General features: G+C 58.6%; 26 protein-coding genes. 10 read left to right on the top strand and 16 right to left on the bottom strand.

Going from position 1 to position 24,212, the window contains the following annotated elements; genetic code table 11:
- Positions 1–187 precede the first annotated feature (187 nt).
- The 3 genes from tssE to tssB all read right to left on the bottom strand — a co-directional run bounded on the left by tssE (position 188) and on the right by tssB (position 2,669).
- Positions 188–625, bottom strand: coding sequence for a type VI secretion system baseplate subunit TssE (gene tssE / locus ASQ50_RS11825; RefSeq protein WP_058090746.1), 438 nt, complete (start codon positions 623–625; stop codon positions 188–190).
- A gap of 3 nt (positions 626–628) precedes the next feature.
- Positions 629–2,110 carry a type VI secretion system contractile sheath large subunit gene (gene tssC / locus ASQ50_RS11820; RefSeq protein WP_058090747.1) on the bottom strand — a complete coding sequence of 494 codons (1,482 nt, stop codon included), beginning with the start codon at positions 2,108–2,110 and terminating at the stop codon, positions 629–631.
- 61 nt (positions 2,111–2,171) lie between these two features.
- On the bottom strand, positions 2,172–2,669 hold the full coding sequence (gene tssB / locus ASQ50_RS11815) for a type VI secretion system contractile sheath small subunit (protein ID WP_058090748.1): 498 nt from the start codon (positions 2,667–2,669) through the stop codon (positions 2,172–2,174).
- 271 nt (positions 2,670–2,940) lie between these two features.
- Here tssB and ASQ50_RS11805 point away from each other — a divergent pair, with 271 nt between their 5' ends.
- Together ASQ50_RS11805 and ASQ50_RS11800 are read left to right on the top strand one after the other, a co-directional pair.
- On the top strand, positions 2,941–3,201 hold the full coding sequence (locus ASQ50_RS11805; RefSeq protein ID WP_058090750.1) for an acyl-CoA-binding protein: 261 nt from the start codon (positions 2,941–2,943) through the stop codon (positions 3,199–3,201).
- A gap of 142 nt (positions 3,202–3,343) precedes the next feature.
- Entirely contained in the window at positions 3,344–3,655 is a 312-nt protein-coding gene (locus ASQ50_RS11800) for a site-specific integrase (protein WP_058090751.1), read from the top strand.
- Between the two features lie 26 nt (positions 3,656–3,681).
- Here ASQ50_RS11800 and ASQ50_RS11795 read toward each other — a convergent pair whose 3' ends face one another.
- Together ASQ50_RS11795 and greB are read right to left on the bottom strand one after the other, a co-directional pair.
- Positions 3,682–4,143, bottom strand: a complete 462-nt coding sequence (locus tag ASQ50_RS11795) for a hypothetical protein (RefSeq protein WP_058090752.1) — start codon at positions 4,141–4,143, stop codon at positions 3,682–3,684.
- 109 nt (positions 4,144–4,252) lie between these two features.
- Entirely contained in the window at positions 4,253–4,768 is a 516-nt protein-coding gene (gene greB, locus ASQ50_RS11790; RefSeq protein WP_058090753.1) for a transcription elongation factor GreB, read from the bottom strand.
- A gap of 288 nt (positions 4,769–5,056) precedes the next feature.
- On the opposite strand from greB, the gene ASQ50_RS11785 reads away from it, so the two are divergent.
- Positions 5,057–5,329: a hypothetical protein gene (locus ASQ50_RS11785; RefSeq protein WP_058090754.1), complete on the top strand. Its 273-nt coding sequence runs from the start codon at positions 5,057–5,059 to the stop codon at positions 5,327–5,329.
- Between the two features lie 3 nt (positions 5,330–5,332).
- Here the strand turns inward: ASQ50_RS11785 and ASQ50_RS11780 are convergent, their stop codons facing one another.
- From ASQ50_RS11780 to ftsY, 8 genes are all read right to left on the bottom strand, one after another.
- Positions 5,333–6,814 (bottom strand): sensor histidine kinase, encoded by a 1,482-nt coding sequence (locus ASQ50_RS11780; RefSeq protein ID WP_058090755.1) that lies wholly within the window; start codon positions 6,812–6,814, stop codon positions 5,333–5,335.
- The gene (locus ASQ50_RS11775) at positions 6,801–7,481 is read right to left on the bottom strand and encodes a response regulator transcription factor (RefSeq protein WP_011787144.1); all 681 of its coding nucleotides are present in this window, start codon (positions 7,479–7,481) and stop codon (positions 6,801–6,803) included. Before ASQ50_RS11775 ends, ASQ50_RS11780 begins: the two co-directional genes overlap by 14 nt.
- 103 nt (positions 7,482–7,584) lie before the next feature.
- Entirely contained in the window at positions 7,585–8,364 is a 780-nt protein-coding gene (hyi, locus tag ASQ50_RS11770) for a hydroxypyruvate isomerase (RefSeq protein ID WP_058090756.1), read from the bottom strand.
- Positions 8,365–8,374: 10 nt separating this feature from the next.
- Positions 8,375–9,307, bottom strand: coding sequence for an NAD(P)-dependent oxidoreductase (locus ASQ50_RS11765; RefSeq protein ID WP_058090757.1), 933 nt, complete (start codon positions 9,305–9,307; stop codon positions 8,375–8,377).
- 233 nt (positions 9,308–9,540) lie between these two features.
- A complete protein-coding gene (rpoH, locus tag ASQ50_RS11760) occupies positions 9,541–10,401 on the bottom strand; it encodes an RNA polymerase sigma factor RpoH (protein ID WP_058090758.1) in 861 nt (286 codons plus the stop codon).
- A 192-nt stretch (positions 10,402–10,593) separates the two neighbouring features.
- A complete protein-coding gene (gene ftsX, locus ASQ50_RS11755; RefSeq protein ID WP_058090943.1) occupies positions 10,594–11,601 on the bottom strand; it encodes a permease-like cell division protein FtsX in 1,008 nt (335 codons plus the stop codon).
- Positions 11,591–12,283 (bottom strand): cell division ATP-binding protein FtsE, encoded by a 693-nt coding sequence (gene ftsE, locus ASQ50_RS11750; protein WP_058090759.1) that lies wholly within the window; start codon positions 12,281–12,283, stop codon positions 11,591–11,593. Before ftsE ends, ftsX begins: the two co-directional genes overlap by 11 nt.
- 28 nt (positions 12,284–12,311) lie before the next feature.
- The gene (ftsY, locus tag ASQ50_RS11745; protein WP_058090760.1) at positions 12,312–13,535 is read right to left on the bottom strand and encodes a signal recognition particle-docking protein FtsY; all 1,224 of its coding nucleotides are present in this window, start codon (positions 13,533–13,535) and stop codon (positions 12,312–12,314) included.
- Positions 13,536–13,694: 159 nt separating this feature from the next.
- On the opposite strand from ftsY, the gene rsmD reads away from it, so the two are divergent.
- A complete protein-coding gene (gene rsmD / locus ASQ50_RS11740; protein ID WP_058090761.1) occupies positions 13,695–14,327 on the top strand; it encodes a 16S rRNA (guanine(966)-N(2))-methyltransferase RsmD in 633 nt (210 codons plus the stop codon).
- Between the two features lie 76 nt (positions 14,328–14,403).
- Here the strand turns inward: rsmD and ASQ50_RS11735 are convergent, their stop codons facing one another.
- Positions 14,404–15,582 carry a fatty acid desaturase gene (locus tag ASQ50_RS11735; RefSeq protein WP_058090762.1) on the bottom strand — a complete coding sequence of 393 codons (1,179 nt, stop codon included), beginning with the start codon at positions 15,580–15,582 and terminating at the stop codon, positions 14,404–14,406.
- Between the two features lie 185 nt (positions 15,583–15,767).
- Here ASQ50_RS11735 and mutM point away from each other — a divergent pair, with 185 nt between their 5' ends.
- From mutM to ASQ50_RS11705, 6 genes are all read left to right on the top strand, one after another.
- Positions 15,768–16,580: a bifunctional DNA-formamidopyrimidine glycosylase/DNA-(apurinic or apyrimidinic site) lyase gene (gene mutM, locus ASQ50_RS11730; protein ID WP_058090763.1), complete on the top strand. Its 813-nt coding sequence runs from the start codon at positions 15,768–15,770 to the stop codon at positions 16,578–16,580.
- A 105-nt stretch (positions 16,581–16,685) separates the two neighbouring features.
- Positions 16,686–17,018, top strand: coding sequence for a hypothetical protein (locus ASQ50_RS11725; RefSeq protein WP_058090764.1), 333 nt, complete (start codon positions 16,686–16,688; stop codon positions 17,016–17,018).
- Positions 17,019–17,106: 88 nt separating this feature from the next.
- On the top strand, positions 17,107–17,793 hold the full coding sequence (gene yrfG / locus ASQ50_RS11720) for a GMP/IMP nucleotidase (protein ID WP_058090765.1): 687 nt from the start codon (positions 17,107–17,109) through the stop codon (positions 17,791–17,793).
- Between the two features lie 62 nt (positions 17,794–17,855).
- On the top strand, positions 17,856–18,263 hold the full coding sequence (gene hslR / locus ASQ50_RS11715; RefSeq protein ID WP_058090766.1) for a ribosome-associated heat shock protein Hsp15: 408 nt from the start codon (positions 17,856–17,858) through the stop codon (positions 18,261–18,263).
- Between the two features lie 97 nt (positions 18,264–18,360).
- A complete protein-coding gene (gene hslO, locus ASQ50_RS11710) occupies positions 18,361–19,215 on the top strand; it encodes an Hsp33 family molecular chaperone HslO (protein WP_058090767.1) in 855 nt (284 codons plus the stop codon).
- Between the two features lie 177 nt (positions 19,216–19,392).
- Positions 19,393–20,928 (top strand): phosphoenolpyruvate carboxykinase, encoded by a 1,536-nt coding sequence (locus ASQ50_RS11705; RefSeq protein ID WP_058090768.1) that lies wholly within the window; start codon positions 19,393–19,395, stop codon positions 20,926–20,928.
- 85 nt (positions 20,929–21,013) lie between these two features.
- Here ASQ50_RS11705 and ASQ50_RS11700 read toward each other — a convergent pair whose 3' ends face one another.
- Both ASQ50_RS11700 and ASQ50_RS11695 read right to left on the bottom strand, forming a co-directional pair.
- On the bottom strand, positions 21,014–23,080 hold the full coding sequence (locus ASQ50_RS11700) for a TRAP transporter large permease subunit (protein WP_058090769.1): 2,067 nt from the start codon (positions 23,078–23,080) through the stop codon (positions 21,014–21,016).
- Positions 23,081–23,106: 26 nt separating this feature from the next.
- A complete protein-coding gene (locus ASQ50_RS11695; RefSeq protein ID WP_058090770.1) occupies positions 23,107–24,150 on the bottom strand; it encodes a hypothetical protein in 1,044 nt (347 codons plus the stop codon).
- Between the last annotated feature and the right edge of the window lie 62 nt (positions 24,151–24,212).

Below are 24,212 nucleotides of genomic sequence, written 5' to 3'. Positions count from 1 at the left end.
TGTCTCTCATACTTGCCTTCAAAGTCACCCGGACCGCAAACACTCAGGTTTGACGGAGGGGGTGGGGATGCTTTTCTGCCGGGAAAAAAGATGTCTGAGCGAAGCGAGTTGTTTTTTCCCAGAAGAAAAGCATCCCCGCCCCCTCCCAACTCCAGTGTCCGCCCAAAGTCCAAGTCCCCACCAAGTCTTACAGCACCCGGTAATAGCGCTTATCATCGAGGACCAGATCAATGGTCGTCCGGTCATCAGCACCGGCTACCTGCAGATAAACCGTCACCTGAAACTTCAACTGCAGCGGGTCCGGGCCCGGCGGCAACGCCACCACATCCACCCGCTTGACCCGCGGCTCGAACTTCTCGATGCACTGACGAATCGCCCCGCGAATCTGGATACTCAAATCCTGAGTACCCAGGGTGGCATCGTTGAAATCCAGCAGGCCAAGGTCCGGTACGCTGGCGCTGTTGCCCGGATGGGCATTCAGCAGGCGTACCAGGTGGCGCTTGATGGATTCCACCACATGGGTCACTTCACCCATGCTCTGCCCCGCCGGGGCGGCGGCCTGTTCGAGCCGTTCAAACAGGCTGCCGGTATTGCGAACGCCGTCAGTGCCAGTGGCGCCGAACATGGATTAATCCTTGTCCAGGCGGCCAACCAGCGAGAGTTCGAAGTTGGCACCCATGTACTTGAAGTGCGGGCGCACGGCCAGGGAGACCTGGTACCAGCCCGGATCGCCTTCCACTTCCGACACTTCCACCTTGGCTGCACGCAACGGGCGACGGCTGCGAACTTCCGCCGGCGGGTTTTCCTGGTCGGCCACGTACTGGCGAATCCAGGTGTTCAGTTCCCGCTCCAGATCCTGGCGTTCTTTCCAGGAGCCGATCTGTTCGCGCTGCAGCACTTTGATGTAGTGAGCCAGGCGGTTCACGATCATCATGTACGGCAGTTGGGTACCCAACTTGTAGTTGGTTTCGGCTTCTTTGCCTTCCTTGGTGTTCGGGAACTGCTTGGGCTTCTGCACCGAGTTGGCGGAGAAGAACGCGGCGTTGTCGCTGCCCTTGCGCATGGTCAGGGCGATGAAGCCTTCTTCCGCCAGTTCGTATTCCCGGCGGTCGGTGATCAGCACTTCGGTGGGAATCTTGGCTTCCAGCTGGCCGAAGGACTCAAAGGTGTGCACCGGCAGGTCTTCCACGGCACCACCGCTTTGCGGGCCGATGATGTTCGGGCACCAGCGGTACTTGGCGAAGCTCTCGGTCAGGCGGGTAGCCAAAAGATAGGCGGTGTTGCCCCATAGGTAGTGCTCGTGGTCGCCGGAGACTTCTTCTTTGTAGTTGAAGCTGCGCACCGGGTTCTCGGTTGGGTCATAGGGCACACGCAGCAGGAAGCGCGGCGCGGTCAGGCCCAGGTAACGGGCGTCTTCGGATTCCCGCAGGGAGCGCCACTTGGCGTATTTCGGGCCTTCGAAGACGGCACTGAGCTCCTTGATAGCCGGCAGTTCCTGGTAGCTGTCGACACCAAAGAACGACGGCGCCACCGAGGACAGGAACGGCGCGTGGGACATGGCGCCTACAGAGGACACGTACTGCAGCAGCTTCATGTCTGGCGTTGATGGACTGAAGGCGTAGTTGCCGACAATGGCACCCACCGGCTCACCACCGAACTGGCCGTATTCTGCGGCATAGATGTGCTTGTAGAAGCCGGTCTGGGTAACGTCCGGTGCAAACTCGAAGTCTTCCAGCAACTCCTGCTTGGTGGCGTGCAGGATGTCGACTTTGATGTTCTCGCGGAATTCAGTGCGGTCGACCATCAGCTTCAGGCCGCGCCAGGACGATTCCAGTTCCTGCAGCTTGGGGGCGTGCAGGATTTCATCCATCTGGGCACTGATCTTGCGGTCCAGCTCGACCACCATCTGATCCACCAGGGCCTTATTGACCGGCTGGCCTTTTTCGTCGCTTTTCAGCAGGTTGGCGATAAACGTAGCTACCCCTTTACGGGCAACATCGTAACCTTCGTCGGCCGGCGCCATACGGCTATTGGCCATGACCTGGTCCAGCAAGGACCCTTCTGCTACGGATTCGGAGGCAGCAGATTGCTGCACAGCAGTATCAGACATACCACATCCCTTCAGTACGTGATTGATAATCGGTATTGGTTACCGGATTCCGGTGGTGCGCTTACTCGCCGCCTTCGGTGGCCAGTTCGAGCTCGGCCAGCAGTTTTTCCCGGGCGCTGTCGTTGTCCAGCAGTTCCTGCAGCTTGGAACGGAACGAAGGCACGTTGCCCAGCGGGCCCTTGAGGGCAACCAGGGCTTCACGCAGCTCGATCAGTTTTTTCAGCTCGGGTACCTGGCGGGCAATGCTGTCCGGAGAAAAGTCGTCCAAACCCTGGAATTCCAGATTGACCGGCAGGTCATCGGCATTCTCTTCGAGCTTGTTGGAGACCGACGTAGACAAAGTCAGACCGGCTTCCTTCATGACAGAACGGAAGTTGTTCTTGTCAACGGAAATGGCTTTGCGGTCTTCGATGGGGGTTTCTTCAGCATGGCCCTTGAAATCGCCAACCACAAACATCTTCAGCGGCAGCTCGGTTTCAGCCTGCTGGTCGCCGGTGGCGGGGACATACTTGATATTGATGCGCTCTTTCGGCGCGACGGAACCGTCTTTGGCAGACATGGCGTGCTCCCTGTGCAATTCATTTGCAGTGTTGTTCAGTCCTTGATGCCTGCCGTCCTGGCAGACAACGCGTCAAACTGTACACAGGTGATCTGGCATTCTCAAGCAAAAACTGGCCAGCAATGGCCCAAACTGTGCTGTCGGGCAAACTTTTGCCAGATAGCCCTGTTGCCGGACCGAATGCAGTTTCAGTCAATGACGGCACTGCCGGCCAAGGCTATACTCGCGATATCCTTCGAGGAGACAACCATTTACACCAAGGAGACACACCATGAGTGACCTGAAGGCGAAGTTTGATGAAGCGGTAAACTATATCCAGACCGCCGAGGGCGATTTCAAACCGTCCAACGAGATGAAGCTTGAGTTTTATGCCCTGTACAAGCAAGCCACCGCAGGCGACGTGTCCGGCAAGCGCCCGGGCATGATGGATTTCGTGGGCCGCGCCAAATACGACGCCTGGGAGAAGCTGAAAGGCACCTCCAGCGATCAGGCTATGCAGCAGTACATCGATAAGCTCGACTCACTGAAGTAATACTCCCTGGGCTGTGCCCGCCCCTTTGGCGCGTGCAGCCCTCAACCGCAGGAAAATACCGCCTTCGGTTTTGCGCCGTTCAAACGTTTGTCATATGATGCGCGCAACATAACAACAACAAGCTTTCTGAAGAGTACACACCATGGATATTACCCAGGCGCTCGAGCACTCACGGCCCGGTATGGTCGGAGATGTACAGGCCGCCATCCGCAAACGCCAGCTGAATCAGCGGGCCGAACAAACCTACCTGCACTGGATCAGCCGTTTTGTGCTGTTTCACGATCTAAAAGACCCGGCTCATCTGGCGGCAGAAGATCAACTGCTGTTTCTGGATTATCTGAGCAACAAGATCCGCGTATCTCGGGCTAGGCTTAACCAGGCCACCCAGGCGCTGACCTTCTTTTACGAGGACGTACTTGGTAAGACGGCCACCCCGAACGCAGCAGTGGCCTGAACAGGTTCGAAGTGGCGCCGGGGGAATCAGCGCCCGGTCATATTGACGTTCAGAGTATCGTAGGTGCGATTCTCCGGTGGCCGGATCGAGTAGGTGTTGCTGTGGGTCTGGCCCGGGATGAGCTTGGGATTGCTGAACCGGATGTCCACCGGAATTTCGGAGCGCCCGAGATCGGTACGGCTGTCTCTGGGCTGCAATGCCAGAGGATCAAGATAGAAGTCGTCGTCACTGGCGGTTTGCACGGGAACGCCTGCGGCCGGCGCTTCGAGCCCGCCCTCAATGACCGTATTGGCCAGGGTTTCCTCTTCGATGGAGCGGAACGGAATGGTATCAATGGTAGAGCGCTGCTCCAGTTCAAACGCCGGTGCTGTGTTGCCGGCGCTTTGACCCTGAGCGCTGGCTGATATCAGCCCCAGCGATAGCACCACGGTAGCCATGGCGACCAGACCTGCCCATTTTGAACCGGTGTGTGACTCTGACGAATTCATCGCATCAACCCTGATTGATCTTCCATTGCCCTTTCGGGTGACAATTTTTGATCAGTCTATCGCCATTGGTGACGCTTTGCTCAACCAAAAGACGATTCTGTGACGATTTTCACTTGCCAGTGTCTGCCGGCTGATACCGAATACCGGTGATGACCACCGTCTTCCAGCCCTCCGGCGTTTTCACGGAGACCTCATCGTCCAGATGCTTGCCGATCAATGCCATGGCAAGCGGGGCATTGATGCTCAGATAGCCCTTGGCGAGGTCAAATTCATCCGCACCCACCAACCTGTAGGTCTGTTCTTCACCGTCATCGTCCTCGATGGTGACCCAGGCCCCGAAAAATACCCGGCTTTGATCGTCCGGCAGCCGGTCGACCACGGTAAGTTCATCCAGGCGCTTGCTCAGGAACCTTACCCGCCGGTCGATTTCCCGTAGCTGCTTTTTGCCATAGATGTATTCGGCATTCTCAGAGCGATCCCCCAAGGCGGCGGCCTCGCGCACGGCTTGGGTGACTTCGGGACGCTTCACTTTCCACAGGTACTGCAACTCCTCCCGTAACGCCTGCTCGCCGTCCGGTGTGATATAGCGCGGTCTTGGAGCCGTCGAACCTTCGGTCTTGCTCATCAGATCAGGGATTCCGGGTTAAACAGAAAATTCAGGGCATAAAAAAACCCCGTGGGTCACGGGGTATAAGGCTAGCGCTGTGCTGGAGGGAGAAGCAAGCAACTTTCTACCTGCTTCTGCATCTACAATTTCCATTCTACAGAGCGGGCATTACCCGGCGGTGGCCACGGAATTACCTTTTTGCAAGGCTGAAACCTGGCTGATCGGCTGAAATTAGGTTGTACACTCTAGGCGCCGGAGATAGCGTGCGAGGTAATCAACACTGACTTTTCGTTTGGAGACAAATCCATGAACACCAAAAAACTGATGAACCTGGCTCTGGAAGGTGTCGATAGCCTGGGCTTTCGCCTGGACAGTCTGGGCATCACCAGCAAACTGAATCGCCACAACATCGCGGCCTTTCTGATGGCTGAGCAGAAGCATCTGGAAGGGGAATGGGACAGCATTCAGGCCAAAGTGGACCGTCGCCGCTCTCAGTTCGAGCACATCAGCGGCCTGGTCGAAGCCCGCGCTGGTGCACTGATCAGCCCGGTGGTTAACCGTTTTCGCGCCAGTCAGTAAGACTCAGGCGCTACTGGTTTCGGTAGAGGACGACCTATCGTTCTGGGTCTCCTCTGCCTGTTCGGCCGGTGTTGCCTTGATCCGCTTGCGGACCCCGGTATAGGCGGGCATCTGCACGGTGACCGTCAAGCCAGGCGGCTCCTCTCCCTCATGGGTATCACTAAGCAAAATCTGGCCCTGGTGAATTTCTGCTACCGCACTGACCAGGCTCAATCCCAGGCCGTTGCCTGGCAGTGACCGACTCTTGCCCACCCTATAGAAGCGCTGGAACACCTGGCTTTTCTCGTCGTCCGGTATACCGATACCGGAGTCCTGCACCTCAAACACCGCGCCCGCGCCATCGCGGCGAACCACCACCTGGATGGAACCGTGCTCCGGTGTGTATTTGATCGCATTGTCGATCAGGTTGCTGATCATCTGGAACAGCAGGTCCCGATCACCCTCGATCATCACGCCTTGCTCCAGCGACTGGGCGAAGGCTTGCTCCTTGTCCTCCGCCAGGGCTTCGTACAATTCACAGGCATCACTGACCAGCTCGTCCAGGGACACCACTTTCATGTCCGCCGAATTCCCCCGGGTTTCCAGCCGGGCAATCCGCAACAGAGCGTTGAAGGTTGCCAGCAACTGGTCCGCCTCGGCCACTGCCCTGCCCACCTGTTCCCGGGCCTCATCGTTGTCCACGGCAATCAGGGTGTTCTCAAGCTGGTTGCGCAGGCGCGTCAGCGGGGTGCGAAGGTCGTGGGCAATGCTGTCTGACACATGGCGAATACCTTCCATCAGGTAAACAATGCGGTCGAGCATCTGGTTCAGGTTTTCGGCGAGCTGATCAAAATCGTCCTCGGTGCCGCGGGTGGGTATGCGTAGTGACAGATGACCGTTCATGATTCGCCGGGAAGTATTGTTGATGACTTCGATTCGGCGCGTAGTGCCACGGCTCATCAAAAAGCCACCCAGTAACGCCAGTGCCAGGGTGATGCCCATGCCCCAGTTGATGGCGGTTTCGATCACCCGCTTGAGATTGGTGAGTTCTTCAACATCCCGCCCCACCAATAATTTCAACCCGCCCTGGACCTCAAAAATCCGGGCACGGGCAAGCCGCTCCGGCCCCTGCCAGCCCACGGAGGAATCCAGGGTAAAGTTGATCCAGCCGGTGTCCGACGAGCGACTGCCCCCTGGCCAGGTTTCAATGTTACCGGCCAGCTTGAGGAAGTCGTCTGTGGTGAGCAGGTAGATGGATTTGGCGTTGGGGTCCCGGGCGACGCGCTCACGGATGATGGTGATCAGTCCGTTCACGCCACGCCCGCGGTACTGCTCCGCCAGACCGGCGATTTCCGCTTCGATGGTTTCATCGGTCTGGGCGGTCATGAAGCCGGCCGTGCGCCAGTAGATGAATGCCAGCAACAGGAATACCGATGTGGCAAACACAACCATGTACAGCAGGGCCAGCTGAAAAGAAGATGTCCTGAGCTGACTAAGCAGTTTCACGCAGCATGTATCCCGCACCCCGAACCGTCTGCAGCAGCGGCGTGTCGAATTCCTTATCGATCTTGGCCCGCAGGCGGCTGATGTGCACGTCAATCACGTTGGTCTGGGGGTCAAAGTGATAGTCCCAGACTTTCTCCAGTAGCATGGTCCGGGTGACCACCTGGCCGGCATTACGCATCAGGTATTCCAGCAGGCGGAATTCCCGGGGCTGAACATCAATGTTCTGACCGGCACGCTTAACGGTCCTGGCCAGCAGATCCATTTCCAGGTCTGCCACCTTCAGCACGGTTTCCGTTTCCGCCGCCTGGCGATTGCGTCGAATCAGGGATTCGATACGGGCCAGCAGTTCGGTAAACGAAAAGGGTTTGGTGAGGTAGTCATCACCGCCACCACGCAGCCCTTCTACCCGGTCATCCACATCGCCCAGGGCGCTGAGGATAAGTACCGGGGTCTGATTCCCCGTTGCCCGCACCGTCTTGATAATGGACAAACCATCCATGCCAGGCAGCATGCGGTCCACAATCATGATGTCGTACTCTTCACTGGCCGCCATCATCATGCCTTCCTTGCCGTCGGCCGCATGATCCACCACGAAGTCGGATTCTCTCAGTCCCTTCAGCAGATAATTTGCTACATCCCGATCGTCTTCGATTACCAGCGCTTTCACCGGTGCTCCTCCTGATAGCGGATTACATTAACTCTTAGGGTACGAAGAACTCCGGAAACCAGCCAGTTACCATCTTGTAAGAGGGTGTCGCCTATGACGACGGTCAATTTGCCGCCCGGAACCAGCTCAGAGTGTCCTCGGTTACCAACGATGGCCGGTATTCCGCACTCACCCAGCCCTGATAACCCATTTGATCCAGCGCTGCGAAAACATTCGAAAAGTTAATCTCGCCGGTACCCGGCTCATGCCGGCCCGGATTATCGGCAAACTGGATGTGGCCAATCCAGGGTAACAGGCACTCCATGGTACGAATCACATCGCCTTCCATAATCTGCATATGATAGATGTCATACTGTAACCGCACATTGTCCGCATCGAGTTCTTCAATCAAGGCCATCACCTTGCCAGCGGTGTCCAGCATAAACCCTGGCATATCCACCCGGCTGTTAATCGCCTCAAGGCACAGGGTCAGGCCCGCCTCGGCAAAGCGATCAGCGGCATACTGCACGTTCGCCACCAGCGTCTCCCAGGCGGTCTGCTCATCGAGATCTGCCGGCTTCAACCCTGCCAGGCAGTTCAGCTGCCGGTTGCCCAGCACCCGCGCATAGGTAATACCCTGATCCACCCCGGCACGAAACTCCTCAACCCGGTCCGGCAAACAGGCAATGCCCCGCTCCCCGGCCTGCCAGTCACCAGGTGGCAGGTTGAACAACACCTGGGTCAGGCCCTGCTCCCGTAGCTGCTCTGCCAGCTGCTCTGCCGGCCAGTCATAGGGAAACAGGTACTCCACCGCGGTGAACCCTGCGGCCCGCGCCCGGACAAAGCGCTCCAGAAACGGAACCTCGGTAAACAACATCGACAGATTGGCAACAAACCGTGGCATTGCCCGCTCCTTAGTTCTTTGAGTTTGGAGTGTCTTCCTTCGGGCCACGGCCCAAGGATCCCAACAACGTGCCGTTCAGGTGCTCAAGCTCCAGTAACAGACCACTGTGGTCCACATCACTGTGGCCATTGGCCACCAGTGACAAATACTCGTTATGGGTCTGCTGCGCCAACGGCAGCGTCAGCCCCTCGGCCCGGGCCTCGTCCAGAATCATCCGCATATCCTTCAACTGAATCCGCGCCGGCGCACCGGGTGCAAAATCCCGGTCAATCATCCGCTGCCCGTGCAGCTCCAGAATCCGACTACCGGCAAACCCACCCATCAGCGCCTCCCGCACCGCCGCCGGGTCTGCGCCACCCTTGGCCGCCAGCAACAACGCCTCAGAAACCGCACCAATGGTAATCCCCACAATCGCCTGATTCGCCAACTTCGCCAACTGCCCGGCCCCCACCGGCCCGATGCGGGTACACTTACCCAACACCTCAAACACCGGCCGGGCCCGCTCCACATCCGCCTCAGACCCACCGGCCATAATACTCAAGCGAGCTTCAGCCGCGCCCAGAGTACCGCCCGACACCGGCGCATCCACAAATCCCGCCCCCTGCTCCGCCGCCAACCCGGCCAACCGCCGCGCCAGCGACGGCTGCACCGAACTCATATCAATCACCAACGCCCCGGATTTCAGAGCCGTCAGAGCGCCCTGAGCCACCAGCACGTCCTCAACCACCGCGCCGTTTTCCAGCATGGTGATCACCACGTCAGCACCGGCAACTGCCTCAGCCGGGGTCCCGGCAATGGTTGCCTCGCCGGCAAAAGGCTCGCACTTGCTCGCAGTGCGGTTCCACAGGGTCATGGGGTAACCGGCCGTTAGCAGGTTACGGGTCATCGGTGCGCCCATCAGGCCGATGCCGAGGAAGGCGATGTGAGGAAGTCTGCTCGTCATTTTTCTGGTCCCGCTCCAAAAGTAGGAGAAGCGGCTGGGTGGGTCTTTCCAAAACTGTGCGGAGCCATGGATGGCGGAGCCCAAGCGTCACATGGATGTGCCGAAGGAGCGTGTTTTGGAAAGACCCACCCAGCCGCTTCTGCCCGGATGTCTGGATTCTATAAGGTATACAAACAAAAACGCCACCAACCGCGAACGGTGGTGGCGTTTCAAGCCAAGCAGGGTGGCGCCAATCAAGCCGCCTCGATCATCTGCGCCTTGATCTTCTTCATGGCATTCTTCTCCAACTGCCGAATGCGCTCCGCCGACACACCATACTTGTCCGCCAACTCATGCAGCGTCGACTTACCATCCGTCAACCAGCGCTCACGCAGAATATCCTGACTGCGCTCATCCAGCGCCGACAACGCCTGCATCAACCGGCCATTGGAATCTTCAGACCAATCGGCGTTCTCCAGCTGCACCGCAGGATCACTGCGACGATCTTCCAGGTAGTAAGCAGGCGCCTGGTAGCTGCTGTCATCGTCGTCATCCATCGGCCCTTCGAACGAAGTGTCGTGGGACGCCAGCCGGCCTTCCATCTCGCGCACCACCCGAGGCTCTACCCCCAGATCCTTCGCGACCGCATTCAACTCATCGTGGTTCAGCCAAGCCAGCTTCTTCTTCTGACTGCGAAGGTTGAAGAACAGCTTACGCTGAGCCTTGGTAGTAGCGACCTTCACAATACGCCAGTTGCGCAGAATGAACTCATGGATCTCGGCCTTTATCCAGTGCACGGCAAACGACACCAGACGCACGCCATACTCAGGATTGAAGCGCTTGACGGCCTTCATCAGGCCCACGTTACCTTCCTGGATCAAATCCGCCTGAGCCAGGCCGTAGCCGGAATAGCTCCGGGCAATATGAATCACAAATCGCAGGTGCGACAGCACCAGCTGGCGGGCGGCTTCCACATCGCCATCATAGTGCAGGCGCTCAGCAAGCTCCCGCTCCTCATCCACGGAAAGCACCGGAATGCGACTTGCCGCCTGAATATAAGACTCAAGGTTGGCACCCGGAACCAGTCTGTCAGCCAGCTGTAAACTCGTACCCATGTATTAACCTCCGAACCTGACAGCCATTAAATATAACAACTAAAACTTAGACCGCCAAGAACTTGATTAGTTCCCGAACTTTCCAGTAAAACGTTACAAAACAACAACCTGAAAAGTCCACCGTGGCTTTTCTGACCCTTAAGCTACGCCAGAACAAACTCTCTCTTCAATACGGTTTTCCCGATACCGGGATCACCCGCCGGCAATATCACCCGGCTCAATGTCATCCAGATGGCGCTTTACCGCGAGCCAAGCGCCTAGCCAGCCTAGCAGCATTGCGATGATAATCAATGCCAATGCACCGTCAAAGCCCGGCCCCTGCAGCGAGAATTCGCTGCGGTAAAGGCCTGCCAGCCGCTCAATGGGCCCGTTCAGCCACCACAAGGAAACCTGGATCAACAACCAGGCAACCACCCCACCTCCAAGGCCAAACCAGGCCCCGGTGTACAGAAACGGCCGGCGGACAAACGCATCGGTGCCGCCCACCAGCTTGGCTACCAGAATTTCATCCCGCCGGTTTTCAATCGCCAGGCGCACGGTATTGCCAATCACCAGAATGACCGCCGAGCCAAGCAACAGCGCCAGGGCCCAGACCGCCCGGGCCAGAATGTCGGTCATGGCATTGAGCCGCTGCAACCAGCCAAGATCTACCTGCACCTGCTCAATGCCATCCATTCCATCAACAAACCGCACCAGGGCCTGCACGCCATCAGCGGAGCGGGCGCTGTCCTGGGGGGTGATCAACAAGGTATGGGGCAACGGATTGTCATCCAGAAAATCCAGGGCATCGTCCAGGCCGGACGATGCGCGAAACTCCTCCAGGGCCTGATCCCGATCCACCAGCTGAACCGACAGGACCCGGCCATCGCCCCGGACCTCCTCCGCCAGTTCCCCGGCTTGCTCCAAAGAGACATCCATGGCCAGGTAGGCAGTAATCCTGGCACTGCTCTCCCAGCCGGCACTCACGCCCTGCAAACTGCCCAACAGCAGCAACAGTGCGACGGGCAAGGCGAGCGCCACGCCCATCACGGTCCAGGTCATCATACTGGCCACCGGTGTTTGCCAAAGACGCCGGGCGGAATCCCGGGCCACCTTCCGGTGATGCTCCAGATAGCTACGGGCCTGGGCGTTCACCGGAGACTTCCCCCGATTGGCAGCCCCGCGCCGGTTATCCTGCTTGTGCCGGGGTTCAGTAGCCACTGGCACCTCCCGCTGCCGGGGCATGCCCACCGGCGATCAGCTGGCCATGATCCAGGGTCAGCTTTCGCCGTCCCATCTCATTGATCAGGGCAATGTCGTGGGTGGCAATCAGTACGGTCACGCCCACCTGGCTGAACTCGGTAAACAAATGCATGATATCTGCAGACAGCTCCGGATCCAGGTTACCGGTCGGCTCATCCGCCAACAACACGGGCGGTTTGTTCACCACAGCCCTGGCAATGCCGACCCGCTGTTGCTCACCGCCGGATAACTGCAGCGGATTCATCTTCTCCTTGTTCAGCAGGCCCACCTTGTCCAACGCCGCCCGCACCCGACGGCCGATGTCATTGGGCGAGGCGCCCATCACCTCCAGTGGCATCGCGACGTTATCGAACACAGTGCGATCAAACAGCAACTGGTGGTTCTGGAACACCACGCCGATATGCCGGCGGATGTAGGGGATCTGGCGCCGCGGCAAACTGTTCAGGCGCTGTCCACCAACGATCAGCTCACCGGCCGTGGGGCGCTCCATGACCATGATCAGCTTTAGCAGGGTACTTTTGCCCGCGCCGGAGTGCCCGGTCAGAAACGCCAGCTCCCCCCGGTCCAGGTGAAAATTCACCTGGCGCAAAGCGGTGTGATCGCTGTCATAGCGTTTGGTAACTTGGCGAAACTCGATCATTTCGGGCGCGGGCTCCGTAGCCGGTGCTTCAGTCGTCGAACAGGGCGTCGACAAAGGTTTCCGCATCAAAACTGCGCAGGTCTTCGGCCTGCTCGCCCACACCGATAAAGCGGATAGGCAGCTGCAGCTGGCGGGCAATGGCAAATACAATACCGCCTTTTGCGGTGCCGTCCAGTTTCGTCAAGGTAATACCGCTGACGCCCACCGCCTGCTGGAAGACCTGGGCCTGGCTCAAGGCATTCTGGCCGGTACCGGCGTCCAGCACCAGCATCACTTCGTGGGGCGCCGATTCATCCAGCTTTTTCATGACCCGGACAACCTTGGTCAATTCGTTCATCAGGTTGTCTTTGTTCTGCAGGCGGCCTGCGGTGTCTGCTATCACCACATCGGTACCCCGGGCCTGAGCGGACTGGATAGCGTCAAAAATCACCGAAGCACTGTCGGCGCCGGTATGCTGGGCCACCACCGGCACGTTATTGCGCTCTCCCCACACCTGCAACTGCTCCACCGCCGCGGCACGGAACGTATCACCAGCCGCGAGCATGACGGATTTGCCCTCCGCCTGGAACTTACGGGTAAGCTTGCCAATGGTGGTGGTTTTGCCAACACCGTTCACGCCCACCATCAGGATGACGTAAGGCTTGTTGTCGGTGTGGATATCCAGCGGCTTGGTGACGTCCTTCAGCAGGCCATGCAGCTCGTCACGCAAGGCCTTACGCAGGGCCGCACCGTCCTTGAGTTGGTTGCGCTCAAGTTTGTCGGTGAGCGACTCAATGATCTCGGAAGTGGCGGTAACGCCCACATCGGCCATCAACAGGGTGGTTTCGATTTCCTCCAGCAAGTCCTCGTCGATCTTCTTGCCCACCGAGAACAGGTCTGCCAGGCCGCCGGTCAGGCTGGCACGGGTTTTACCCAAGCCCTTCCTGATTCGCTCAAAAACACTGACCTGGGCTTCCGGCTCTGGAGCCGGTTCTGGCTCCTGGGCTAACTCGGCCGCCGGCACTTCCTTGACGGACTCTGCCTCCGCAGAAGGTGCCTCGGGCTGTGCTTCGGCGACCGGCTCTGCTGGAGCGGTTTCCGGCGTTTCCCGGGCTGGCTCTGGTTCCGCTGGAGCGGGACCCCGAGCGACCTCAGGCTTGCGCTGGACCACCGCTTTCGGCCGGGGGACACGCTTACGGTTACCGGCGATATCCAGCACAAAGAACAGAACTAGAAGGGCCAACAGGCCGATTGAAATCCACTCTGCCGTCATAGTCTTACCATCTGTCTGAAAGGGGCGGGCGAAAATAAAGCGCACATTCTAGCAGACCTGCAGGCCTAAGTGAGGGGCTGGCCCATTATCCCCTGCCGACTGCTTTCCGGTAACATAATCACCCACAATTCAACCTGTTCAGAACTCCGGAGCACAACCATGGCCAGACGCAAACCGGCAAACCGCAAAACCGGCCCGACGCCTGCGGCGCGCGCGCTCTCCAGCGGTACCGGGGAGCTGCGTATTATCGGCGGTGACTGGCGCAGCCGAAAGCTGAGATTTCCGGATGCCGGCGGTGTTCGCCCCAGCCCTGCACGTACCCGCGAAACCCTGTTTAACTGGCTCAACTTCCAGATTGCCGGCAGCGATTGTCTGGACCTGTTTGCCGGCTCCGGAGCCCTGGGCCTGGAGGCGCTTTCCCGCGGTGCTGCCAGCACCACGCTGGTCGACCATACCCCGGCACTGGCCAGCGCCTTGCGGGACAATCTGCGGTTACTGAAATCCGACAAAGGCGTGGTGGTTTGCCAGGATGCGGAAAGCTATCTGGCCAACCGGCAGCGTCCACCCTTCGACATCGTGTTCATGGACCCACCCTTCCGCCAGGGTTGGCTGGAACGGTTATTTCCGCTTCTGGAATCCGGCCAATGGATCAAACCGGGCGGCTGGGTGTACGTGGAACATGAAAGCGAACGGGCAACACCGCAGGTGCCCACCGGCTGGTTGCTGCATCGGCAGAAAACCGCGGGCCAGGTGACCTACAGCCTGTACCGGGTTAACCCGGAAACGGATTAGTGCCGCCGCGACAAAACAAAAAAGCCAGATGAGCGAACCCATCTGGCTTTTTTGGTACCTAAACGGCGGGGGCGCGTCAGGCAACCGGGCGCAGGGAGTAGGCCCGCAGGTGCGCCGCGAACTCCTCCAGGTAGCGAATGCCGCTGGCTTCCGCCTCTTTGCACCACTCCATCAGCGCCTGCAGTTTTTCCTGGGGCTTCAGCCCACGCTGACGCCACAACTGTTGCAGCTCGTGGCTCTTCTCGTAGATTTGGCGCAGGATTTCGTGGCGCTCCAAAACCGTTTCCAGCTGTTCTTTGTCCTTGGGCTTGATCAGCGTAGCTTCTCGGGATAACAGCTGCTTCAGCTTTCGGTAGCGGGGACGAATTTCGTCGTCCATCAGTGAACGCTGTTGGCGCAAGACCGGTTCCATGACCCGTTTGCGGTACTGACGCATGATGTCGAAGCGGCTGTTGGTAATGGCCTGAACGGTTTCCACATCCACCTCCTGCTTGCCCGGAACGTAATGAGCAATCGGCCGGTAGCCCTTGGGCTTGGCAAGACCAAACAACTGGAACAGGCGGATGTAGCCCCAACCAATGTCCACTTCGTACCAGCGACGGGACAGCTTGGCGGAATTCGGATAGGTATGATGGTTGTTGTGCAGTTCCTCGCCGCCGATCAGGATGCCCCAGGGCGAAATATTGCGGGCATTATCCGCACATTCGAAATTGCGGTAACCCAGATAGTGGCCAATGCCATTGACCACGCCCGCAGCCCATACTGGAATCCACATCATCTGTACGGCCCAGATCCAGATACCGTGGACCCCGAACAGTGCCAGGTTTAGCACCGCCATCAGCACAATACCCAGCATTTTGTAACGGCTATACACGTTGCGCTCAATCCAGTCTTCCGGAGTGCGCTGACCATAGCGTTCGAGGGTTTCCGGGGTGGCCGCCTCGGCGTAAAGCTCTGCGCCTTCCAGCAGGACCTTGCGGATACCCAGGACCACCGGGCTGTGGGGGTCTTCCTCGGTTTCACACTTGGCGTGGTGTTTGCGGTGGATCGCGGTCCACTCTTTGGTGTTCTGCGCAGTGGTCATCCACAGCCAGAAGCGAAAAAAGTGCTTGAGCACCGGATGCAGATCCAGGGCGTTATGGGCCGAGTGACGGTGCAGATAGAGCGTAACACTGACAATGGTGATATGGGTGAGCACCAGGGTGACCGCTATCAACTGCCATACCGAGAGGTCAAGGAGACCGTTAAACCACATAAATTATCCTCAAGAATTCATCAACTTCGAAAGGCGATACTGCGGAGGGAGATTCGCAAACACTCGAAGGGAATATGCTTGACCAACTTTAGCGTACAGCTGTACGCGTCAACAACACCGTTTGGTGGCTTTTTTGTTACTGTTTACACTTATGGCCCCAGAATACGTTTGCCAGCGGAGGCTTCGTGCCCGAATTACCCGAAGTAGAAACCACTCGTCAGGGCATTGCGCCCCACTGTGAAGGCCAGAAGATAAACGGGGTAGTGATTCGTAATGCCCGGCTGCGCTGGCCGATTCCCGGGGATTTACCGGAGCGCCTGCAGGGCCAGGTTATCCGGTCCGTAGACCGCCGGGCGAAATATTTGTTCCTGCATCTGGATGGCGGCACTGTTATTGTGCACCTGGGCATGTCCGGCAGCCTGCGGGTGATCACCGACGGCAGCCCGGCCGCCGCCCATGACCACGTTGATGTCTGTCTCGCCAACGGCCGCACCCTGCGCTTCAACGATCCCCGGCGCTTTGGCTGCTGGCTGTGGGCCGACGACTGCACCCTGCACCCACTGATACGGGATCTTGGCCCGGAACCGCTGTCGCCGGAATTTGGTGGTGCCTGGCTGTTCCGGCTGTCCCGGGGCAAACAGAGCCCGATCAAATCCTTCATCATGGACAATCATGTGGTGGTCGGGGTTGGCAACATCTACGCCAACGAAGCACTGTTCAAAGCCGGCATACACCCGAAACGGAAGGCGGGCCGGATCAGCCTGGACCGCTATCACCGGCTGGCTGAAGCCATAAAGGAAACCCTGAGCGCAGCCATCCTGATGGGCGGCACCACCTTGCGGGATTTCGTTAACAGCGACGGCAAGCCGGGTTATTTTGCCCAGTCATTGCTGGTATATGGGCATGGTGGCGCCCCCTGCCCGGAATGTAACACCGTACTGAAGGAAACCCGGATGAACAATCGCTCCACCGTGTACTGCCCTCGTTGCCAACGCTGAAACTGCAAACCAACATCACACAACTCACACAATACAAACAAAAACCGTTTGAAATTCAGGCAATATGATTCATAGTTAACAGAGAATTAACAGGAGAGAATCGTCATGACCCGCAAGATTTCCCGCACTCTGGTTGCAACGGTGGCAGCCTGTCTGCTGGCTTTTTCATCTTTGGGCCACGCCAGAGCGGTCGATGAGAGCCCGTCAGCGCTGGCCATGACGGCCGATGCGGTTCTGCTGCGTCCGGCCCTGCTGGCCACCACCATTGTCGGCAGTGCCGTCTACCTGGTATCCCTGCCGTTCTCTGCGCTCGGCGGAAACGCCGGTGAAGCCGGCGACGTGCTGGTTGTGGGTCCTGCCAAGGCGACCTTCGTTCGCTGTCTGGGCTGCTCGCGTACCGGCCGCAAGTCCGAAACCGTTGAGCAAGCTGCTGACTGAGCCTACTCCGGCGATCAGTAGAATCCCGGCTTGCCAGCCGCCGGAATCTGAGGCAGCCTGAAGGAAACCCTTCAGGCTGTTTTTGTTTATGGTGGATTGGTCAACCCTCGATACCGTGTTCCTGGATATGGATGGAACACTGCTGGATCTTCACTTCGACTCGCACTTCTGGCTCGAGCACTTGCCCAGACGTTACGCCGAACAGTACGACCTGCATCCCCAACAGGCGAAAGAGACCCTGCTGGCCATGATCATGGCGGAACGGGGGTCACTGAACTGGTACTGCACCGACTACTGGAGCGAACGGCTGTCGGTGAATATCAACCAGCTGAAGGCGGAAGTCAGTGATCGCATCGGCTACCGCCCCCACGTGCCCGACTTTCTGTCTTCGTTGCGCCAAGCCGGCCTGCGCTCGGTCATTGTGACCAACTGCCACCCGGACCCCCTGGCACTGAAACTGGAGCGCACCGGCCTGGACCAACATGTGGATGCCATCGTTTCCAGCCATGAATTCGGCAAACCCAAGGAAGATCGGGATTTCTGGCGAGACCTCGGCAGAAAAGTCCCGTACCGGCAAGACAAAACCCTGATGGTGGACGACAGTTTTCCCGTGCTGGAGAGTGCCCGCCAGGCAGGCATCGGCCAATGCCTGGCCATTCTTGAGCCCGACAGCACCCAGGCACCCAATGCACAGCACCCTGAGATCCCCGGCATTCGCCATTTTGATGAAGTGCTGCCATCACTGCGTTCGCAACAGCCCCTGCCATCCCGATGACGAGCCGGTTATAATCTGGTTAACACAAAGCCCGACGGCAGGTGCCAACCCGGTGAGGAGATATGACGGCAACCAGCGCTGACGAACAAAAGGTACGGCTCGACAAATGGCTCTGGGCCGCCCGCTTCTACAAGACCCGTTCCCTGGCGAAAGAAGCCATCGAAGGCGGCAAGGTGCACTACAATAGCCAGCGAACAAAGCCCGGCAAGATTGTCGAAGCTGGCGCCAGGGTTACCTTGCGCCTGGGCTGGCAGGAAAAAATCGTGATCGTGGATGAAATAAGCGACCGGCGCAGGGGTGCTCCAGAGGCCCAGAAGCTTTACCACGAAACCAGTGACAGCGTGAAAAAACGCGAAGAACTGGCCTGGCAGCGCAAGACCATGCAGGCAGCCCAATTACCACCCGCCCGCCGGCCGAGCAAGAAAGACCGCCGGGATATTCAGCGGTTCCGGGACCAGAACGGCCTGTAAAACCGGATCACACCACAGCTCGTAAACAGTACGCCCGCCTCAATTACCCTCCGCGCGGGCAGTACCATCAACCCCACAGACAGCGTCAGGAGACACCATGGCATCCCGAGATCAATTCCAGCGTTTTATTTTCGAAGACAGCCAGGTTCGGGGTGCCTGGGTTCAACTGGGTAACAGTTTCAGTGACATCAGCACCCAGGCCCCTTACCCCGAATCCGTTCGCCGTTTACTGGGCGAATCGCTGGTGGCCAGCGTGTTGATGAGCAGCAGCCTGAAGTTCAAGGGTACCCTGTCCTTGCAGGCGGCCGGCGAAGGCTCGTTGCGCACACTGATGGCCGAATGCAGCCACGACCGCCATATCCGGGGCCTTGCCCGCCATGACGATCAGGCCGTTACCGGCGATACCCTGAACGAACTTCTGGGCACCGGCCGCATGGCCATCACCATCACCCCGGACCAGGGCCAACGCTATCAGGGCGTGGTGCCCAGGGAAGCCGATACGCTGGCCGGCTGTCTGGAAGAGTATTTCGAGCGGTCCGAGCAGATTGCCACCAGCCTGTTCCTGTTCGCCAACGAAGACACCGCCGCCGGCCTGATGCTGCAGCGGTTGCCGGGCCATACCGAAGAAGACGATGATTTGTGGAACCGGGTCAATCACCTGGCGCGCACTGTCGAGGCCGAAGAGTTGCTGACGCTCGACAGCGAAACCCTGCTGCACCGGCTGTTCCACGAGGAAACCGTGCGGCTGTTCGATCCCGAACCGGTGGCCTTTCGCTGCAGCTGCTCCAGGGAGCGCACCCTCGCCGCCCTCGAGGCCATCGGCAAAGACGAGTGTTACAGCATCCTCGACGAGCAGGGCAGCATCAACATGGACTGCCAGTTCTGTCACGCAAACTATCGCTTCAATAGAAATGACATTGATCACCTTTTCACCGGTCATACGTTACACTAAGCAGTCACTCAACTTGCCCGGAAGCCGCATCTGGCGCGGCTTTCAGGGCAGTCGTTTTTTACCGGCGTCTCTGGCATAATAGCGCGCCTGAATTGACCCGATTGTTCAGATTTCCGTCAATTTTTTTCGGGGGGACGGCCTGAGCAATCACGAAGACATCCCGAGGGCGAGGTCGAAGTGAGCAACACTTATAATGATCTGAGTACAGCAAGACTGGTTGAAGTGGCACTGGCCAGAAATGAAGGACAACTGGCAGCCAACGGTTCCCTGGTGGTCACCACCGGCGAACGTACCGGCCGGTCTCCCATGGACCGTTTTATCGTCGAGGAGCCCAGCACCGCTGACGACATCCATTGGGGCCCGATCAACCGCCCGTTCGACGCCGACAAGTTCGACGCCCTCTGGGATCGTGTTGAAGCCTACATTGCTGAAAAAGACAGTTTTGTCTCCCACGTTCACGTCGGCTCTGACCCCGAACACTACCTGCCGGTCAAAATGACCACGGAAACCGCCTGGCAGAACCTGTTTGGCCGCAACCTGTTTATCCGCCCGGATGACTACAACCCGGCCGACAAGCAGGAATGGCAGATCCTCAACGCCGCCAACTTCGAGTGTGTGCCCGAGCGTGACGGCACCAACTCCAATGGCTGCGTGATCATCAACTTTGCCAAGCGCAAGGTATTGCTGGCAGGCATGCACTACGCCGGCGAAATGAAAAAAGCCATGTTCTCTGTACAGAACTTCCTGCTGCCAGAGAAAGACGTACTGCCGATGCACTGCTCCGCCAACGTCAGCGAGAACGGCGAAACCTGCCTGTTCTTCGGCCTGTCCGGTACCGGCAAGACCACCCTGTCTGCCGATCCGCACCGTTTCCTGATCGGTGACGACGAGCACGGCTGGGGCCCCGGCACGGTATTCAACATTGAGGGTGGCTGCTACGCCAAATGCATCGACCTGAGCCAGAAGAACGAGCCGATCATCTGGGATGCCATCCGTTTTGGCGCCATCGTTGAAAACGTGATGATCGATCCGGAAACCCGTGAGCCGGATTACACCGATGTTTCCCTCACCGAAAACTCCCGCTGCGCCTACCCGCTGGAGCACGTGGAGAAGCGGGTTCTGGAGAACCGCGCCGGCGAGCCGTCGCACATTATCTTCCTGACCTGTGATATGACTGGCGTTCTGCCCCCGGTCTCCATCCTGAGCCGTGAAGCGGCCGCTTACCACTTCCTGAGTGGTTACACCGCACTGGTTGGTTCAACCGAGATGGGCTCTTCGTCCAAGCTGAAGTCCACCTTCTCAACATGCTTTGGCGCCCCCTTCTTCCCGCGTCCGGCCGGCGTATACGCCGAGCTGCTGATGAAGCGGATCGACGAGTTCGGCAGCAAGGTATTCCTGGTCAATACTGGCTGGACCGGCGGCCCCTATGGCGAAGGCAAGCGTTTCAGCATTCCGACCACGCGCGCCATCATTGCCGCCATCCAGAATGGCGATCTGGATGACGTGGAAACCGAGCATCTGGACGCCCTGAACCTGGACGTGCCCAAGCACATCCCTGGTGTCGACACCGAACTGCTGAACCCACGCAACACCTGGACCAGCCCGGAATACTATGACGGCAAGGCCCAGGAGCTGATTGCCCAGTTCGTGGAAAACTTCAAGAAGTTCGATGTGGCAGACGCCATCGTCGAGGCCGGCCCGAAACTGAGCTGAGCCTGACCCAACAAAAAAAGCGCCCTGCGAGAGCACGGCGCTTTTTTTGTTGTCTGATACTGGCAGGGGCCGAAGCCCCTCGGGATCAGGTGGCGTAGAACAACAGCGGCACGAAGGCCACCAGCAGCAGGGAAATACCCATGGCAATCAACGGCATGATGATACGCTCATGGCGCTGGTAGAAGGTGCCACCCTCACGCTGGGCAGCCAGCACCTCGGCCTCACCCACCACCTGACGGGTCAGCAGGTGATTGAGTGCCACCGGCGGGCTCAGGTAACCCAGTTCGAAGGCCACCAGCGTCACCATCCAGAAGTGTATCGGGTGAATACCACTGGAATAGGCAATGGTGGCTACGGTAGCAGTGACCAGAATCACGGCACCGAAAGCATCCATGATCATACCCAGGATTACCAGGATGGCCACCATCAGCAACATGGCAGACCAGGCGCTATCGAAGGCCTGCGGGAAGGCTTCCATGATGTGGGAACGCTCGATGACACCACCAATGCTGACCGACAGGCCAAGGAGCAACAGCAGTGCTCCGATTTCGGCGGTGGTGTCGTTGGTTGCGCCACGGATGCTGCGCTCCAGTCCCGGGTGGCGAGCCTGCCCCGGTTCCGGGCTGGCCCGCTTCTTCAGACTGACATGCTCATAGACCAGAATCGCCAACATGATCACCGGCAGCAACCGGGGCGCGGAGAACTCATCCATCTTCACGTCCAGGGCGAAGCGGTATAGCAGAACGACACCGGCGATCACCAGGGCGTAGGGCAACAGCGGCCGGAGCGCCCGGAATGAGGCCGGGAAAGCCTGAGCGGTCGGCGCCAGGTCGAATTTGCTCTGCCGGTTGACCGACATCGCCACCAGACCAAACATGGTCGCGGTCAGGACAAATACCCAGATACCCCAACCGAACAGTTCGTCGGTCGTCACTTCCCGGTTCAGGTAGGCGATCACCACCACCAGCAGACATGGCCTCAGAACCACGCCCAACGAACCGGACATGGCCGTCGCCGCCAGGGCCAGGTGTCGCCTGGCGCCCGCGGCCCTCAGTTCGCTGTAAATCACAGCACCGGCGGCAATAACAAAGATCCCTGAAGCACCGGTATAGGCCGTCGGCACAGCAGCCACCAATACGGCAACAACCGCCAGCATTTCCGGGGGCATTCGCCAGGGCCGGAACACATTGAACACCAGAGTCGCCAGGCGAGTCTGCTTGAGCATCATGCCAACCCAAACGTACAGGCCGACGTTCAGAAACATGTCCGACAGCTCCATCATCTTACCCAGGTAGATACCAATACCCGAGGAGTGGCCGATCATCGCGAAATAAGTGCCGGAGATCAGACACATGACGGTATACAGGGGCACCGCAAGGAAGGCCTGCCCGAGCCGACCACCCTCCTGTAGATTGGAGGGCACCCGGAACAGCCGATACAGGCTGGCCAGGGTGAGACAGGCAAAACCGACAATCCACAGATTGTGGAGCATCAATTCCTCACCGGAAACCGCGGTACTGCTGCCCAGGCTGGATTGCCGGAAGATAGCACTGGAGCCCAGCAGCATGGCGTTGGCAATGGTCTGCAGGGTATGGGAAACGATGTAATCGAGCCGGGTTTCCATCGCCCGCATGGCGATATGGTGTCGGGTCAGGGTTGCGGTAACCGCACACAGCATCACCAGTATCACCAGGATATATCGCTGGCCCGCCAAGCCGAAGGCGATCAGATCGGCCACGAACAATTCCACCGCACGATAGGCTTTCACCCCGGGCGTCAATTGGTCCTGCAACTCCAGATAGCTGGCATGGGCCGCCTGACACTCACCGACTGATCGCTCGATGGCCAGCCGGACATCCGCCGGATTCTTTTCATGTGCGCCAAGCAAAGCCGCCATGGGGTCATCGTCTGGAGCCCCTGCCGCCATTTCCTCCGCAACCGCAGCTTCAATATCCCGGTCCGGGTTACACTCCGGTTGCACCGGATCCATGCGGAGTTTGTAGTATCCACTCCAGAGCTGCTCACCACCGCGCAGCATCTGGTTATGGATATCACTGCTGGTCGAGAACAACACCACAGCCAGCAGCAACAGACACGCCGGCAAGGAAGAGAACCATTCCAGCCCAGAACGTTGCAGACCACCCTTAGTCATAAAACCTACCCTGGAATTTGAAGGAGTTACAGCAGATCATCCAGATCCATGGTTTCGACCGGCGCCCGCTGATCATCCCAGAAGCTGCCGAATTGACCGATGGGGGTTCGGTGGCCGGTGTTCTCGACCCACAAACGATCAGAAATGGCCACCAGCATGTTGCTGGCCATGGCATCAACAAACCGCCATTGTTCGCTGGACGCGTCATTCTTCAACGATTCGGCGTGGTCCCGGATCACCGATTTGATCAAGGCTTCGTCGTTCTTGTTTACTGCGGCGATCGCGTGGAAAACGTGGCCGAGCCTGACGCCCGCCTCTTCGCCCTGCTTGCTGGCGATAGCCAGTCGTTCAAAGGCGTCTTCACCTTCCGGCTGGGTGCCCGGAATCATGGCCCAGACCGTTGCCCGCAGCCCCATCGGTGCGCCCCACCATTTCTTGTTGTCCAGGCATTGGGTCGCCCGGCCAACCACGGAACCGGTGTTGAACGGCACACCAATTGAGGACGATGCCTGTATCTGGGCATTCAATGCCTGCAACCCGGACAACAAGCCGGCCAGGTAAATGAATTCATCCAGATCGTCTTTGAATTTGGGGCATTCCCCGCCATCCGGATCACCGTAATGGGCGTGGTGATGCTGCCAGCCCTTCAGGTAACGCTTCGCCGCCTGGGTATGGGCCCGTTTCTGCCGGATCATCGCATCCTGGGCCTCACCGGCGTTCATGGAATACATTGCCCGCGCCGCAGCCAGTTCATGCTCCCGGGCCTGCTCCTCCGCACAACCGCCCGCCGAGAGGTACAACATAACCGCCAGCTGGTCCGGTTCGCGGGTCACGCGACCAAACGACATCAGCAGTGGGGCTGTCGCCTCACTCATGGAGCAACCCATGGCCAGGTCATCCGATTCCAGCAGGTAAGGCACCGTGTGATTGCGTGAGAACCCTTGCATCACATCACCGGTGGTTTTGTAGATCATGTGGTTGACGGCACCACAACCGGTGAGCACCAGGCTGGCACCAACAGCGGCCACCAGCCCACGAATTCCGGAACCGGCTTTGCGGAAATCATTCATAGCATCAACACCCTTTTATTCTTGTGTTATTCAGAAAACATCAGCGCCTGGCGCCGCCAGAA

Source organism: Marinobacter sp. LQ44 (assembly GCF_001447155.2).
Classification (GTDB): domain Bacteria; phylum Pseudomonadota; class Gammaproteobacteria; order Pseudomonadales; family Oleiphilaceae; genus Marinobacter.
The sequence above is the reverse complement of the archived record's forward strand: the minus strand, read 5'-3'. Positions and strand labels throughout refer to the sequence as shown.

What these genes read in the sequence shown, in the direction of transcription:
- ASQ50_RS11795 (WP_058090752.1), bottom strand. Translation starts at nt 4,143, where the DNA reads ATGAATTCGTCAGAGTCACACACCGGTTCAAAATGGGCAGGTCTGGTC.
- greB (WP_058090753.1), bottom strand. Translation starts at nt 4,768, where the DNA reads ATGAGCAAGACCGAAGGTTCGACGGCTCCAAGACCGCGCTATATCACA.
- hslO (WP_058090767.1), top strand. Translation starts at nt 18,361, where the DNA reads ATGGCATCCCGAGATCAATTCCAGCGTTTTATTTTCGAAGACAGCCAG.
- ftsY (WP_058090760.1), bottom strand. Translation starts at nt 13,535, where the DNA reads ATGACGGCAGAGTGGATTTCAATCGGCCTGTTGGCCCTTCTAGTTCTG.
- tssE (WP_058090746.1), bottom strand. Translation starts at nt 625, where the DNA reads ATGTTCGGCGCCACTGGCACTGACGGCGTTCGCAATACCGGCAGCCTG.
- tssB (WP_058090748.1), bottom strand. Translation starts at nt 2,669, where the DNA reads ATGTCTGCCAAAGACGGTTCCGTCGCGCCGAAAGAGCGCATCAATATC.
- ASQ50_RS11725 (WP_058090764.1), top strand. Translation starts at nt 16,686, where the DNA reads ATGACCCGCAAGATTTCCCGCACTCTGGTTGCAACGGTGGCAGCCTGT.
- ASQ50_RS11785 (WP_058090754.1), top strand. Translation starts at nt 5,057, where the DNA reads ATGAACACCAAAAAACTGATGAACCTGGCTCTGGAAGGTGTCGATAGC.
- hyi (WP_058090756.1), bottom strand. Translation starts at nt 8,364, where the DNA reads ATGCCACGGTTTGTTGCCAATCTGTCGATGTTGTTTACCGAGGTTCCG.
- rsmD (WP_058090761.1), top strand. Translation starts at nt 13,695, where the DNA reads ATGGCCAGACGCAAACCGGCAAACCGCAAAACCGGCCCGACGCCTGCG.
- ASQ50_RS11735 (WP_058090762.1), bottom strand. Translation starts at nt 15,582, where the DNA reads ATGTGGTTTAACGGTCTCCTTGACCTCTCGGTATGGCAGTTGATAGCG.
- hslR (WP_058090766.1), top strand. Translation starts at nt 17,856, where the DNA reads ATGACGGCAACCAGCGCTGACGAACAAAAGGTACGGCTCGACAAATGG.
- ASQ50_RS11765 (WP_058090757.1), bottom strand. Translation starts at nt 9,307, where the DNA reads ATGACGAGCAGACTTCCTCACATCGCCTTCCTCGGCATCGGCCTGATG.
- ASQ50_RS11695 (WP_058090770.1), bottom strand. Translation starts at nt 24,150, where the DNA reads ATGAATGATTTCCGCAAAGCCGGTTCCGGAATTCGTGGGCTGGTGGCC.
- ASQ50_RS11700 (WP_058090769.1), bottom strand. Translation starts at nt 23,080, where the DNA reads ATGACTAAGGGTGGTCTGCAACGTTCTGGGCTGGAATGGTTCTCTTCC.
- tssC (WP_058090747.1), bottom strand. Translation starts at nt 2,110, where the DNA reads ATGTCTGATACTGCTGTGCAGCAATCTGCTGCCTCCGAATCCGTAGCA.
- ASQ50_RS11800 (WP_058090751.1), top strand. Translation starts at nt 3,344, where the DNA reads ATGGATATTACCCAGGCGCTCGAGCACTCACGGCCCGGTATGGTCGGA.
- yrfG (WP_058090765.1), top strand. Translation starts at nt 17,107, where the DNA reads ATGGTGGATTGGTCAACCCTCGATACCGTGTTCCTGGATATGGATGGA.
- ASQ50_RS11805 (WP_058090750.1), top strand. Translation starts at nt 2,941, where the DNA reads ATGAGTGACCTGAAGGCGAAGTTTGATGAAGCGGTAAACTATATCCAG.
- rpoH (WP_058090758.1), bottom strand. Translation starts at nt 10,401, where the DNA reads ATGGGTACGAGTTTACAGCTGGCTGACAGACTGGTTCCGGGTGCCAAC.
- ftsE (WP_058090759.1), bottom strand. Translation starts at nt 12,283, where the DNA reads ATGATCGAGTTTCGCCAAGTTACCAAACGCTATGACAGCGATCACACC.